The following is a 14,461-nucleotide window of genomic DNA, read 5'->3' as shown; positions in this document are numbered from 1 at the left end:
GTTGTTCATTATTTATTTACAAAATCATTCTTGTACTGAATAAATAATTACCAATTATATTCAAGATTATTCTGATGATGAAGCTCCCACGTTGAGCTAGTCCCACGTTTAATTGTAATATATGAATTCAGGCCCATTATAACCCTACTTTCAACAGGATAGGACATTGCAGAAGTGGCGTTATAAGAGAAAGTATTACCCGTTGGATATTTATCCTCGTGCTCTAACACAACTCCTCCCCCAGCCCTATTTCCTGATACACCATATCTAACATGGCGGCCTGACAAGCTATATTGGCTGTCGATATTATCCCATCCACCAGATACAGAATTCAATGTATAAGTATATAAATTCCCATTTGTTGATCTAGTATAGTATACAGTTGAATAAGCCCTGATGCCGTATGCCCCGTCCCATTGCTCCTCATCTTTACTCCCAAACGGTCGAATAATACCATTATCATGCTTTTCAGAAACAACCACAAATGAGACAGTTTTAAAGCTTTCAATCGTCTCATTATTCTTTTCCACCTCTAATAATTTTTGGGTTGTAGAGAATTGTCTTATTTCATCATTTTCCGAAACCGCTCCCATTATTGATACATAATCTTTGAAATTATCATCTTTTTCATCTGTGACCCCATTTTTTGCCCTTTCATAAAGCAAATTGATATCAGTTATTTCTTTAGCCTTATAAATAATCTTTTCATCAAAGGAGGTCGACTGAGCAAAGCTGGTATTTCCAACTAGAGTTAACAAAAAAACAAGTGACATAACAAGACTTGCTAGTTTTTTCAATATAATCTCTCCTTATATAATATTTTCTATCATATGTTAATATATCTTATTTTCAGGCATTTTTCTACCATATTTTTCTATTATTGAAGTTTTTTATGTATAGATACATTCTATTTGCGATCAATCATCTTGTAGAGTTTTGGTTTAAACTAAAATACCAGTGATGGCTCAACTTGTCGAAACTGTTTATAGTGGGCGAGAATGCCCCTGATTCAGATAATACGGTTGTTACAAAGTAAGCGAGCTTAATATACAATTCCACGTCTCCCTTGAAGTGTGCCGCTGTACGGGGCTGAGCTCTTCCTGGTAGAATCGAAAACCACTTCTATCTAAATATCAAAAAGAAAAACCACCAAAATTTTGGTCAAGACCCCATTTTGTGGACAACAGAAAAGACCCTAGGCAACAAGCTGACGTCGGTACTCTACCGGCGTCAGCTTGTTCAATTTTCGTTGAGGACGGCGGTGGTTGTAAAAGTGAATGAAGTCCTCTATTCGCCTTTATACTTCCTCTAAAGTTCGGATATCATAAGGATAGAGTCCTTCCGTTTTAAGATGCGAGAAGAAGCTCTCCATCGAGGCATTATCATAACAATTGCCTCGGCGAAACTTGCTGATTTGGGCGCCAACCTTTGGCAGCATGTCGTTGTAAGCATAGGACGTGTACTGGAATCCTTGATCGCTGTGAACGATCAATCCGGTCATGTCCTTTTGCTTTTCAAAGGCTTTCTCGAATGTTTGCAAGACAAGTTGGTTGTCATTTCTCAAGCTCATATTGTAAGCGACGACCTCGTTATTGAATAAATCTTTAATCGTCGAGAGGTACAACCAAGTATCTCCAACACGATACTGTGTGACGTCAGTCACCCACTTTTGATTCGGCAAATCAGCTTTAAAATCCCGTTGCAGCAGATTTTCTGCAACCCGCCCGCCTGTAGAGCTTGCGTAATTGCATCGATGCTTGCACCGGATTCTAGAGCGTATACCGAGCTCTTGCATTAATCGTAGAACCTTCTTGTGATTGATCCGTAAATCATGTTCTTGAAGAAGGAAGAGTTGAAGTTGTCTGTAGCCGTATTTCCCGTCGTATTTCGTATACAACGCATGTAGCAGCGCCTTTAGCTCACGATCCTGCTCTTCTGTCTTCCGCTTTAAATAGGCGTAGAATCCGCTACGTGAAATTCCAACTTCTTTACAGAGCTCGGAGACGCTATAACGTTGTCTAAGCTCTTTGACGAGCCGATGCTTCTCTGGTACACCTCCGCCTTCGTAATGGCCAACCACTTTTTTAGGACAGCGTTCTCCATCTCCAACCGTCTCACGTAACGATCTTCATCGACATACTCTCTTCGTCTCCCGCGGTGGTCCATTAGTCCGAATTCTCCCATTTTCTTGTAACGACTCATCCATACTTTCAATCGTCCAAGATCTTCGATCCCCAATACCTCGGCCACTTTCTGCTTTGTCATTCCTTGAAGCCTCATTTCAATTGCCTTCTTCTTTGTGTCAAAACTGTATGAAAGAAACTTCTGCCCCTTTTTGCCATACGAAAAGCACCCCCTATAGTTTTCATCGGTTTAAACACCAGGGTGTTTTTCCAATGTCCACTATAAGGGGTGCACTTCATTTTCTCAGCAGTTTTTCTTTTCACAACAACATAACTAGCCCTTTTTTCTATGCCCAGCTTCTAGTTCATTTCGTCACAGCCCCAAATATTTGTAATAGCGTTTTTTCTAGTATTCTCAGCACACCTTCAACTCAATAGGGCAGCGCTCCCTGCAACACTCGTCGCTCCCATCGCCGCGCGTTCGGGCCGGTTTGCTTCTGCCTCCCCGCAGCTCACCTGCCTCACGGATTAATGCAGCGCCCCAACCGACTCGCGACACACGAGCCGCGTGTCCAGCAGCACCAGCTCCCCGCCGGCCGCTGCCCCGTCGATCAGCTCAAGGATTTTGCGCGCGCCCATCCGGCTGAGTTGCTCAATGGGCCGCTTCACCGTTGTCAGCGGCGGATTCGTATAGTGCGAGAAACCGATGTCGTCAAAGCCAACGACCGAGACGTCCGCCGGAATCCGCAATCCCGCCTCCGCCGCGGCCTTCATCGCACCGATGGCCATGTCGTCGTTGCAGCAAAACACCGCAGTTGGCCGCTCCGGCAACGCCAGCAACCGATGCATCGCCAGATAACCGCTCTCCACGTCGTAGCGGCCCTCGACAAGCCATTCCTCCCGTACGGCCAAGCCCGCATCCTTCATCGCCCGCAAATACCCTTCCTTGCGCTCCTGCGTCGACTTATAGCCGGCAATTCCCTCTACCAGGCCAATGCGCGTATGCCCGCAGCCCGCCAAATATCGCGTCAACTCGTAAGCCCCTGCCCGGTCATTGGACACGAAATTGACGATGGTCGGATCGTCCGCATTCCGATTCAGCACGACCAGAGGAATTCCTTGCTCCCGCACATGACGAATAAATGTGTCGTCACGCTCACTTTGGCTCATGAGCAGGATGCCGTCGAACCGCCGCCGATGGATCGAGCTAAAGTCCTCAAAATCGTCAATCCCCCGCAGAAACAAGTTATACTGGACGCCAACCTCCTGACTCACACCGCGGATCGCCTCGGCCAAGAAGCTGGAGGAAGTCCCTTGAACCATACTCGTAAAAAACAATCCAATCGTATGCGAACGCTGCAGCACTAAACTTTTGGCGTTATAGTTCGGCACGTAGTTCAGCTGCTCAGCAATCTCCATAATCTTGCGTTTGGTCTCCTCTTTAATCAGCGGGCTGTTGTTCAACGCCCGGGAAACCGTCATATGCGAGACATTCGCCAGCTTGGCGATGTCTTTGATCGTAGCGGACATACAACAGCGTCAATCCTTTCTATGCCTCAGGAAAAGCAAAATACCGCTTAGCATTGCCGTAGCAAATATCCGTGACGATCCGGCCCAGCAGAGCATAGTCCTCCGGCGCCTCGCCGCGCTCCACCCAATCGCCAAGCACGTCGCATAAGAGGCGGCGGAAGTATTCATGCCGTGTATAGGACAGGAAGCTGCGGGAGTCCGTCAGCATCCCGATGAATTGCGACAACACGCCGAAGTTGGCCAGCGTGTGCATCTGCTGAATCATACCGTCCTTGTTGTCGTTGAACCACCAAGCGGTGCCAAATTGGATTTTACCAGGAACGCCCCCGCCTTGGAAGCTTCCCATGATGCTGGCCAGCGCCCAGTAATCATTGGGGTTCAGCGAATACAGGATCGTCTTTGGCAGCCCGCCGTCCTGCTCGATCGCGTCCAGCAACCGGGCCAGCGCTTCGGCCAGAGGCCCGTCGTTAATCGCATCATAGCCCGTATCCGGACCCAGCCGTTGAAACATGGCCGTATTCGTGTTCCGTAACGCATGAATATGCAGCTGCATCGCCCAGCCGCGGGCAGCGTATTCCTTGCCCAGGAACACCATCGTATACGATTTGTATTTCCGTTCCTCCTCCGGCGTTACCGAACCTTGGCTCAGCGCCTTCGCGAAGATCGCCTCCACTTCCTCCAGCGTCGCTTTCTCGTATTCCAGTGTATCCAGCGCGTGGTCAGATACGCGGCCGCCGATCTCATGGAAGAAGTCGATCCGTTCTCTTAACGCATCCAATAGCGCCCCATAATTCTGAATCGGCTTCCCAGCCGCCGCCTCCAGCTTTGCCAGCCAAGGCTTAAACGTGGCACGATTGATCTCCAGGAACTTGTCTGGTCGGAAGCTCGGCAGCACCAACGTATCGAAGCCTTCCAGCTCCTTGATCTTCAAATGGTACTCCAGCGAATCCGCCGGGTCATCGGTTGTGCAGACCACTGTCACCTTCGATTTCGTAATCAAGTCCCGCGCGCCAAAGCCTTCACTTTGCAGCTGGGCATTCGCTTGTTCCCAGATGACCGGCGCAGTCTCCTCATTCAGCAGCTTGTCAATCCCAAAAAACCGCTGCAGCTCCAAGTGCGTCCAATGGTACAGCGGATTCCCCAGCAGCTGCGGCACTACCTTCGCCCAGGCGAGAAACTTGTCGTAATCGTCCGCCCCACCGGTGATCAGTTCCTCGTCGATGCCGCAGGCCCGCATCACCCGCCATTTGTAATGGTCGCCGTCCAGCCAAGCCTCGGTTAAGTTGCGGAACGTCTTATTTTCGTAGATCTCCTGCGGGCTTAAATGGCAGTGATAATCGATGATCGGCAGTTCCTTCGCGTATTGATGATACAACTTCTCCGCCGTCTCGCTGTTCAGCAGAAAGTTTTCCCCTAAAAATTTCTTCGCCATTTCCCATTCTCCCTTCATTTAGTTCAACTCATTGTTAACGTTAACATTAGTATGCTGCTTAATATTGTAAACGTTTTATCGGAAAACGCAAGAGAGAATATGGGCCCTTGACCGATTAAAAAAGCCCCCCTCAGCCGCGAATGCAGCCAAGAGGGCATGAGCCTAGATTCGACAAAACCTCAGCGTGTGTTGAAATCAAACGGATTCGTTCCCGGCGGCAGCAGTTGGCTAAACGGGAAGTAGAATTCCGGGAAGCCAAACACGTAAGGCAAGTATTCGTACAGTTGGAAAAAGATCGTCACGCCCTCGTCCTTCACATAATATGACGGATTCGAGCCGATCGTTTTGAAGTTACCGAAGTAACCTTCCGTTTCCTGCAGCTTCTTAGCGATTTCCGGATCGACGATGCTGCGGTAATTCGGGTTTGCCCGGAGCAGCTCGTCCAGCGTCAGCAGCTTTCCGTTATCCAGCCGGAATGTTAAGCCGTCGCGTACGGTAATCCCATGCGCACCGCCGGTGTAGGAGTACCAGTCCTGATAGAGGCTGAGCCCCCCGTCGCGGTTGAACGTCACTTTGTAAGTACCGACATACTCATAGGGGTTCCCGCTGGGGGTTGAAGGCTGTCCCGCTTTCGCTTCCTTCAACGCATTGGCCACAAATTTCTCGGCTTTTACCTTAAACAGCTTATTGATCTTCTTCTGCACCGACTTGTGCTTTAATCCGCTCAGCTGTGGATAGTCGACTTTAATCGACGCTTCCGGAATCTTCTTCTCAATCGTATGGTTCGTGATTTTGACGCCTTGCCGCTCCTGCACAAGCGCCGAGCCTGCCTCATTCGCCTTCCCGCTGATCTCGACTGGAGACTGCGGCGCAGCTTCGGCCGGAACAACGGCTAAGCCGGATATCATCAAGCCTGCGGTCATCAGCGAAGTGATCATTTCTACCGTGTTACGCTTCACTTGTTATCGCCACCCTCTATCGGTTAATACCTAAATTATGACCCGGGTGGCAAAAATTCATGTACGCAAAAACGCCAGCACGCCTTCCCTCAAGGAAAGCGCCTGGCGCTATTGTAAAATGTAAGCCGATATTACTCACGGCCGCTCTTCAATTCAGTCCAGTACCGGTCGTACAGCTGCAGCTTATCGCCTACGTCACCCAGCCATTCGGTACGGGACAACTCATCCTCTGACAGGTTAATCATCTTGTCGTTCCGGTATTCTTCGCTGTGGAACTCCGCTGCTTTCACATTCGGATCGCTGTATCCGATCGCTTCGTAGTTCTTCGCGCTAATTTCCGGATCGAGCATGAAGTTGATAAACTTCTCGGCCAGCTCTTTATGCTTCGAATCCTTCGGAATCGCATAGTTATCCGACCAGATCGTGCCGCCTTCCTTAGGTACTACATAAGCGACATCCGGATTGTCTTGGGCAATGTAGGAAGCGTCACCCGACCATACGGTGGCGATCCAGCCTTCTTCTTGAATCATTTTTTGCTTGATGTTGTCGGTATCGAAAGCCAGCACACTTGGCAGCAGCTTCTTCAAATCCTCCACAGCCGTCGTGATTTCACCTTCGTCGGTGGAGCTGTTGGAATAGCCGTTCTTTTTCAAGGCCATACCAATTACTTCGCGGTTATCGTCCAGCAAAATGACCTTGCCCTTGTATTCCGGATTCCACAGGTCCTCCCAGCTGTCGATCTCGTCTTTCACGTATTTCTTGTTATACGCAATCCCCGTAACCCCCGAAGTGTATACGATCGAGTATTTGTTCCCCGGATCGTAGGAAGGGTTTTTATACGCGTCAGACACGTTCGCAAAGTTCGGAATGTTGTTCATATCCAGCGGTGCCAGCAGATCCTGCTTGATCATCGTAGCCACCATGTAATCGGACGGTTGAATCAAATCGTAACCGCCGCCGCCCGCCTTAATTTTAGCCAGCAGATCCTCATTGTTGGCAAACACGTCATAATTGATTTTTACGTCAAACTCTTTCTCGAACTGCTCCAGCACTTCCTCGTCAAAGTTATCCGCCCAGCTGTAAATGTTGAGCGTCTCTTTCGACGATCCGCAACCCGACAATAGTCCGGCAACCAACATCCCTGCCAGTACGAGACCGGCCCATCTCTTTTTGTTCAATTCCCAATCTCCCTTCGGTTTCGTCTTATGGAATATCAAAATTCGCCTAAAACGGCAGCAATGATTGTTTCTTCTGGCCCTTGCCGCGATTCAGCACAAATTGCGCCAGGAAGATCAAAGCGACCGTCACCAGGATCAAAATCGTACACAGCGCGTTAATTTCCGGGGAAATACCCCGTTTGACCTGCCCATAGATATAAATCGGCAATGTGGTCGAATTTGGCCCGCTAACAAAGAAGCTGACCATGAAATCGTCCAGCGACAGCGTAAACGCGATCAAGGCCCCGGAGATAATGCCCGGAGCAATCTGCGGCAACGTCACGTATCGGAAGGTTTGCCACGAGCTCGCCCCCAAATCCTGCGCTGCCTCCTCCAGTTGTCCCCCCATGCCGGAAAGACGCGTAGTCACGACAACGTAGACGTAGGACAAACTAAAGGTGATATGGGCAATAATAATCGTTATTTTACCCAGCGGCATATGGAGCTGATTAAACAGTACCAGCAACGACAAGCCCATGATGATATCGGGAATGATGATCGGCAAATACAACAAGCCGCCCATGCCCGGCTTCAAGCGGCGTCCGATCTTCCGCATCGCCAGCGCCGCCAGCGTGCCAAGCACCGTCGAGATTACCGTTGAGACGATCGCCACGGTTAAGCTGTTGGCCAAGGCCTCCATGACATGGCGGTTATCAAACAGCGAGATGTACCAGTCGAACGTAAAGCCGCTCCAATCGGCCGCTAGCCTGGAACTGTTAAACGAATACGCAACGATAAACAGGATCGGCACATAGATGAAAATCATCATGATCAGCGAATGAACGCCGAGCAGCGGATGGCTTTTGGTTTTCATGAACGCACCTCCCGCACCCTTTGATACCGGGACGTCATCGCCCGATTAAACAGCGCAATCAGAATCAGCGAGGTGATCACGAAGATCACGGACAACGCCGAGCCAAACGGCCAGTTGCGGGCCCCAAGGAACTGACTCTGAATGATGTTGCTGATCATTGCCGATTTCGCCCCGCCGAGAATGTCCGTCACGACAAACATGCCGGTTGTCGAAACGTACACCAGCACGGAGCCGGTCATGATCCCCGACTTCGTTTGCGGCAGCGTAATGTGCCAGAACGCTTTCCAGCTCGACGCACCCAAATCGCTGGCCGCCTCCAGCAGTCGCTTGTCCATCTGCTCCAACGCCACAAATATCGGCAACACCATAAACGGAATAAACGTATACACCATGCCGAGCAACACAGCGCCCTTCGTATACAGCATCTGCAGCGGTTCGGAGATCAGTCCGATGCTGAGCAAGAACTCATTGACGATCCCTTGCGTCCGCAGCAGCAGCACCCAGGCATAAGTGCGGATCAGAAAGTTGATCCAAAACGGCACGGTAATAAGCACCAGGCCCCAGGTTTGCATTCTCGGACCGGCGTTCGCAATATAATAGGCCAACGGGTAACTGAGCAATAGACATAATGCGGTCGTCATCACGGATAACACAATCGTATCCCAATAAATGCCCAAATATAACGGGTCAAAAAATAACGCATAGGCATCCAAATTAAAGTCCAGCACCACATTGCCAAGCTCGTCACGACCCATAAAAGAGATGCCTATGACGATCAGCATCGGCACAACCAGGAACAGGCATAACCACAGGAACACCGGCAGCATGCTTAAGCCAGATTTTTTCATGATCCGATGACCACCTCATCCTCCGGCTTCCAATCCACCCCAACCGTCTCCCCGATTTGCCACGTACGCTCATCGTTGACATCCAGCACGATGGATACGGTCATCGGTTCGTTATCCAGCTGCACGATCAGCTTATGCACGCCGCCGAGGTACAGCACGTCCATCAGCTCGCCGCTGCGCTTCGTTTCGACGCCTTCGCCGCTCCGCACGGCCTTGAGCTTCTCCGGACGCACGGCGAACAGCTGCCCGTCCCGGGAGAAAATATTGTTCTCGCCAACGAAGGTGGCCGAAAACAACGTAGCCGGCTGTGCGTAAATTTCCCGCGGTGTGCCGATCTGCTCCACTCGGCCGCTGTTCATCACGACGATGCGGTCAGACATCATCATCGCTTCTTCCTGGTCATGCGTCACGTAGACGAACGTGATGCCCAGACTGCGCTGCAGCTGCTTGAGCTCGGCCTGCAGGCTTTTGCGCAGCTGCAGGTCCAGCGCGCCCAGCGGCTCATCGAGCAGTAGCACCCGCGGCTTGTTGGCGATCGCCCGCGCGATGGCCACCCGTTGCTGCTGCCCGCCGGACAGCTGGTGCGGATACCGCTTCGTGAGCGCGGTCAGCTGCGTCATCTCAACCGCCTCCCGCACACGTTCCTGCTGCTGCTTGATCGGCATCTTTTTCATCTTCAGTCCAAAGGCGACATTCTCTTCCACCGTCATATGAGGAAATAATGCATAATGTTGAAAGACAAGGTTCAAATCCCGGCGATTCGGCGGCAAATTCGTCAGGTCCTTTCCGTCCAGCAGGATTTTCCCGGAGGTCGGTTGCTCGAACCCGGCGATCATGCGCAAAATCGTCGTCTTGCCGCAGCCGCTTGGGCCCAGCAAGGTGAGGAATTCCCCTTCCTTAATCGTGAGCGATAGCGGATGCAAGGCGACCTGTCCCGCAAAGTGCTTCTCCACCGCGGCCAGTTCTATCATCTTTGCATCAACTCCTTCAATGTAGGCTTGTCTTCCTAAGAAAAAAAAGCCATATCCATTGGTATGGCTTTATCGGGTACTTCGATTCATTTTTTCGCATATTCACTATACCTTGTTTTGGCGCGGGTTACAATAGTTTTTGTTGGGTTCTATGGCAGTCAGAAACAAAACCACCTCAAAAAATCAGAGGTGGTCTCAAATGAACGGGTTATTTCAACTCATACATCACAGTTAACGTCGTTTGCAGGTCGATTTCGCCCGGTTCCACCGGTGTGCTCACGGCAGAATCCGCTGCAGCCATTTCCCTCATCTTCAGGTTCTGTGTGAAGATCGGTGTGCTGGTGCTGCCTTGGCTGATGCTAAGCACAATGCCCAGCTGGCGGTTCGCGGCTTTCGCGATCGATGCTGCTTTCTTGTTCGCGTCATTCATCGCTTTTTGGATCACTTGGTCTTGGTACTGATCCGGATTTTCGGTGCTGAAGCGGATATTATCGATCCGGTTGGCTCCCGCAGCGGATGCCGCATCCAGCAGCTGCCCTATCTTCGACAAGTCGCGGTAAGTGACCTCCAGCGAATGCTGGGCGCTGTACCCCTTGATCTGCTGGCCTTCTTTGTCGCTATACGTATAGTTTGGCTGTACGTAGAATTGGCCGGTTTGGATATCCTTGTCGGCAATCCCCCACGTCTCCTTCAACAGCTTGATGAGCGCGGCCACTTTAGTTGCATTGGCGCTTTGGGCTTCCTTCGCCGTCTTAGCTTCCGTCACCACCCCAATCGACAGGTACGCCACGTCCGGCTTCACGGACAATTCGCCGCTGCCCACCACCGTCACCACATTCTTCTGCATCTCGCCATCCGCATAAACCGGCACCGGCGCGTTAAGGGCACCGCTTACAAACATACCTCCGGTAATCAATGTTCCCGCAACCAGCAAGGAAGCTGCAGGCTTCAACCATGTTTTCATGTTCATGACCTCCGTTCATTTTTTGGGATAAGTATTGGTAATTTTACCTTCTAAACGTAAACCGTGGACAAATGTTGCAGTAAAAAGCAAAAAAGGATGATCCCGTGATCCTTTCACGGAAACATCCCCTTGTTTCGTAAGGCGAAACCAGCGTTTACTGGTTCTCCAGCTCCTCTTTGCTGACTAAATTGATTAAAGCGTTTGCAGCCTGCTCAGCGTCCGCACCTTCCGCACTAATGTAAATCTCGGTACCGGTACTGATTGCAAGGCTCATAATCCCCATGATGCTCTTGGCATTCACTTTTTTATCGTCTTTTTCAACGAAAATCTCTGAAGAATATTTATTCGCTTCCTGAACGAAAAGCGCAGCCGGCCGAGCATGCAGCCCCGTTTTCAAACGAACGGTAACCGGGTGTTTGACCATGAAAACTTACCCCCTATACGAATTCAATCCATTTCGTCACATTCGTTGACATTATAATTTCTATCATTATAGCATACGGAGTACAAAACACACTAGCAGCAAAACCAGTTTAGCCCCCGCGAATTTTTTCGGCAAGCTCATCGATCTTGCGCAACCGGTGATTTACCCCCGATTTGCTGACCGTTCCTTTCAGCAGTTCGCCCACTTCCTTCAGATTCATATCCGGGTGAGCCAAGCGAACCTCAGCGACCTCCCGCAGCTTCTCCGGCAAGTTCTCCAGACCGACTTCCTTCTGGAGCAGCTTGATGTTGTCGATCTGCCGGACAGCGGCACCAATCGTTTTGTTCAAGTTCGCCGTCTCGCAGTTCACGATGCGATTCACGGAATTACGCATGTCGCGCATAATCCGCACGTCCTCGAATTTGAACAACGCCTGATGCGCGCCGATGATGCTGAGGAGCTCGATGATTTTTTCGCCTTCTTTGATGTACAAAATAAAACCTTTCTTCCGCTCGATGCAACGTGCGTTCAGATGAAACTCGTTCGCCAGATCGACCAGCGCCTTGCAATGCTCTTCGTACATCGAGGCGATCTCCAAATGGTAAGACGAACCCTCCGGATTGTTGACCGACCCGCCGGCCATAAACGCCCCGCGCAGATAAGCCCGCTTACAACAGTTTTTCCGAGTGAGCTCCGGATTAATCCCGGGATTAAAAATAAATCCCTCGGAGACGATTTTCAGCTCCTTCAGAATCTCCTCAACCCGGGCCGGAATGCGAACGATGTAGACGTTGTTTTTCTTGAGGCGCATCTTTTTGCGGACCAGCAGCTCCGTGTGAATGTGAAAATGCTTCTTCAACAGGGAGTAGATCCGCCTTGCGATCGCGGCGTTTTCGGTGGAGATATCCAAAACGATCTTTTTGTTCGAAACCTGTACCGATCCGTTCATCCGGATCAAAGCGGATAGTTCGGCCTGCTCGCAGCAGTCCGAGGCTTCGACCATCGTCAGCTCTTTTTTGGTTTGCGCCGCAAAGGACAAGAGACTCACCTCTTTCGTAAAATCCAGTTTTCAACCAGCTGGTAAATATGATGGCTTAATTTATCGGCGTCATGCCGCAAATACCTGCGGAACAACACCAGCGTATCGGCAATGACCTTATAGCCTTGACCCGTCACGTTATCCCAGTCCACTTGGACCGGCTTGGCGCCTTTCTCGGCGTAAAAATCCTGAACCTGCGGCGGAATTTCGCCGTCGTTCACGATGACGTAGTCAAACAGATGCTTGCCGACGTGATTATACACGGCCTGTAAGTGGTCACTGACCGTATAATTGTCCGTCTCGCCCGGCTGGGTCATGACATTGCATATGAATATTTTGATCGCGGAGGTATTTTCCAATACAGCCTCTGCCAGCTTCGGTACAAGCAAATTCGGAATAATGCTGGTGTACAAGCTGCCCGGTCCGATCAGAATGGCGTCCGCCTCGCGAATCGCCTCTACGGCTTCCGGCAAAGGCTCCACCTCCTCCGGTTCAAGGAAAATGCGCTTGATCTTACCTCGAACCTCCGGAATCTTCGATTCCCCGGTCACGATCGTACCGTCTTCCATCTCCGCATGCAGCACGACGGCCTGACCCGCAGCCGGCAACACGCGCCCGCGTACGGCAAAGACGCGGCTCAGCTCGCGCACCGCGGTCACGAAATCGCCGGAAATATCGGTAATCGCCGCCAAGATCAGATTGCCCAAGCTATGCCCAGCCAATCCCGAACCCGATGCAAACCGGTAGTTCAGCATATCCGACAGCAGCGGTTCGACGTCGGCCAGCGCGGTAAGTACGTTGCGTATATCCCCGGGTGGCGGCATTTGTAATTCATTGCGCAAGATCCCGGAGCTGCCCCCATCGTCGGCTACAGTTACGATAGCCGTGATATCGAGCGGTCTCTCTTTCAACCCGCGGAGCATGACAGACAAGCCGGTACCGCCGCCCATCACGACGATCCGCGGAACTCTTATATCCTTAGCCCGATGTATCACTTGGTTCACCTCTTAATGAGGGTTCAAAAAGGGAACAGGTTATCCTTTTGAATGTCCTCTATACTTGCAGGGGGCTTGGTTAGCGGTCCCGGCCTTCGTCGCGATGACTTACGCGGACCGTTTCCGTTTCGCTGACGCCAAGCATCTTACCCAGGTATTCGGCAATCGCGACCGAACGGTGTTTGCCGCCGGTGCAGCCGATGCCGATGATGACCTGGCTCTTCCCCTCTTTATGGTATTGCGGCAGCAAGAAATGCAGCATATCCAGCAATTTGGCCAGGAATGTCTGCGTCTCCGGCCACTTCATAACATATTCATATACCTCGCTGTTTTGTCCCGTGAGCGGCCGCAGCTGCTCGATGTAATGCGGATTCGGCAGGAAGCGCACGTCGAACACCAGGTCGGCATCGATCGGAATCCCGTATTTGAATCCAAACGATGTAATGTTCACCGATAAGTTGCTGCTCTCCAAATGCGAGAATCGGGAAATGATCTTCTCCTTGAGCTGTGCCGGCTTCATATTGCTGGTATCGATGACTTGAGTTGCCGACATCCGCAAATCATCCAGCATTTTGCGTTCCAGCCGGATGCCGTCCAGCGGCATCCCGTCCGGGGCCATCGGATGGCGGCGGCGGCTTTCCTTATACCGCTGCACAAGGACCGAATCGGTGGCATCGAGGAACAGGATTTCACACTTGATGGTGAAATGCTCCTTAATAAAGCTAAGCGACTCCGAAAGCGCCGTGAAGAACTCCCGGCCGCGCAGGTCGATGACCAGCGCAACCTTGGCGATTTTCCCTTTGGATTGCTCAATCAATTCTGCGAATTTGGGAATCAGCACCGGAGGCAAATTATCTACGCAAAAAAATCCGAGATCCTCCAAACTGCGCACGGCCAGCGACTTCCCTGCCCCCGACATGCCCGTGATAATGATCAGATTGGCGACCGAACTTGTTTCCTTCTCCGGCATGATTATTCCCTCCTCGCGTAATTCTCCTTGTCCATTCTAAAAGGATGATGTAACGGACTGTAATGACCTTATTTGCTTATTTCCCGACCATTTCCCACTGTAACGGACCCCAGAGACCTTATCTGGCTCTGATGACGACCCTTGAGCTGCAATTGACCGAAATAAGATCTCCTAG

General features: G+C 50.9%; 15 protein-coding genes. All 15 read right to left on the bottom strand.

The features are described 5' to 3' along the window. Positions 1-47 precede the first annotated feature (47 nt). Positions 48-797: a hypothetical protein gene (locus M3G15_RS20080; RefSeq protein ID WP_260071876.1), complete on the bottom strand. Its 750-nt coding sequence runs from the start codon at positions 795-797 to the stop codon at positions 48-50. Between the two features lie 398 nt (positions 798-1,195). Next, positions 1,196-1,291: an IS3 family transposase gene (locus tag M3G15_RS21730; protein WP_397376644.1), complete on the bottom strand. Its 96-nt coding sequence runs from the start codon at positions 1,289-1,291 to the stop codon at positions 1,196-1,198. Between the two features lie 6 nt (positions 1,292-1,297). Then, positions 1,298-2,080, bottom strand: a complete 783-nt coding sequence (locus tag M3G15_RS20075) for an IS3 family transposase (RefSeq protein WP_260071875.1) — start codon at positions 2,078-2,080, stop codon at positions 1,298-1,300. A 571-nt stretch (positions 2,081-2,651) separates the two neighbouring features. Continuing rightward, positions 2,652-3,653: a LacI family DNA-binding transcriptional regulator gene (locus M3G15_RS20070; RefSeq protein ID WP_260071874.1), complete on the bottom strand. Its 1,002-nt coding sequence runs from the start codon at positions 3,651-3,653 to the stop codon at positions 2,652-2,654. Between the two features lie 19 nt (positions 3,654-3,672). Continuing rightward, on the bottom strand, positions 3,673-5,085 hold the full coding sequence (gene uxaC, locus M3G15_RS20065; protein ID WP_260071873.1) for a glucuronate isomerase: 1,413 nt from the start codon (positions 5,083-5,085) through the stop codon (positions 3,673-3,675). 179 nt (positions 5,086-5,264) lie between these two features. Beyond that, positions 5,265-6,044 (bottom strand): DUF3298 and DUF4163 domain-containing protein, encoded by a 780-nt coding sequence (locus M3G15_RS20060; protein WP_260071872.1) that lies wholly within the window; start codon positions 6,042-6,044, stop codon positions 5,265-5,267. Positions 6,045-6,175: 131 nt separating this feature from the next. Continuing rightward, a complete protein-coding gene (locus M3G15_RS20055) occupies positions 6,176-7,222 on the bottom strand; it encodes an ABC transporter substrate-binding protein (protein WP_311202307.1) in 1,047 nt (348 codons plus the stop codon). A 46-nt stretch (positions 7,223-7,268) separates the two neighbouring features. Next, entirely contained in the window at positions 7,269-8,075 is an 807-nt protein-coding gene (locus M3G15_RS20050) for an ABC transporter permease (RefSeq protein ID WP_009224987.1), read from the bottom strand. Next, positions 8,072-8,923: an ABC transporter permease gene (locus M3G15_RS20045; RefSeq protein WP_009224988.1), complete on the bottom strand. Its 852-nt coding sequence runs from the start codon at positions 8,921-8,923 to the stop codon at positions 8,072-8,074. The genes M3G15_RS20050 and M3G15_RS20045 overlap by 4 nt, the downstream gene beginning before the upstream one ends. After that, positions 8,920-9,894 (bottom strand): ABC transporter ATP-binding protein, encoded by a 975-nt coding sequence (locus tag M3G15_RS20040; protein WP_009224989.1) that lies wholly within the window; start codon positions 9,892-9,894, stop codon positions 8,920-8,922. The genes M3G15_RS20045 and M3G15_RS20040 overlap by 4 nt, the downstream gene beginning before the upstream one ends. A gap of 208 nt (positions 9,895-10,102) precedes the next feature. Next, positions 10,103-10,858, bottom strand: coding sequence for an SIMPL domain-containing protein (locus M3G15_RS20035; RefSeq protein WP_260071871.1), 756 nt, complete (start codon positions 10,856-10,858; stop codon positions 10,103-10,105). Between the two features lie 154 nt (positions 10,859-11,012). Then, entirely contained in the window at positions 11,013-11,282 is a 270-nt protein-coding gene (locus M3G15_RS20030; protein ID WP_009224994.1) for an HPr family phosphocarrier protein, read from the bottom strand. A gap of 109 nt (positions 11,283-11,391) precedes the next feature. After that, positions 11,392-12,321 carry a DNA-binding protein WhiA gene (gene whiA / locus M3G15_RS20025; RefSeq protein ID WP_036645079.1) on the bottom strand — a complete coding sequence of 310 codons (930 nt, stop codon included), beginning with the start codon at positions 12,319-12,321 and terminating at the stop codon, positions 11,392-11,394. A 5-nt stretch (positions 12,322-12,326) separates the two neighbouring features. Next, positions 12,327-13,271, bottom strand: coding sequence for a gluconeogenesis factor YvcK family protein (locus M3G15_RS20020; RefSeq protein WP_260071877.1), 945 nt, complete (start codon positions 13,269-13,271; stop codon positions 12,327-12,329). A gap of 124 nt (positions 13,272-13,395) precedes the next feature. Beyond that, a complete protein-coding gene (rapZ, locus tag M3G15_RS20015; RefSeq protein ID WP_009224997.1) occupies positions 13,396-14,286 on the bottom strand; it encodes an RNase adapter RapZ in 891 nt (296 codons plus the stop codon). Between the last annotated feature and the right edge of the window lie 175 nt (positions 14,287-14,461).

This window comes from Paenibacillus sp. p3-SID1389 (genome assembly GCF_025151705.1).
Lineage (GTDB): Bacteria > Bacillota > Bacilli > Paenibacillales > Paenibacillaceae > Fontibacillus > Fontibacillus phoenicis.
This window is presented reverse-complemented; position numbering and strand designations above follow the sequence as displayed.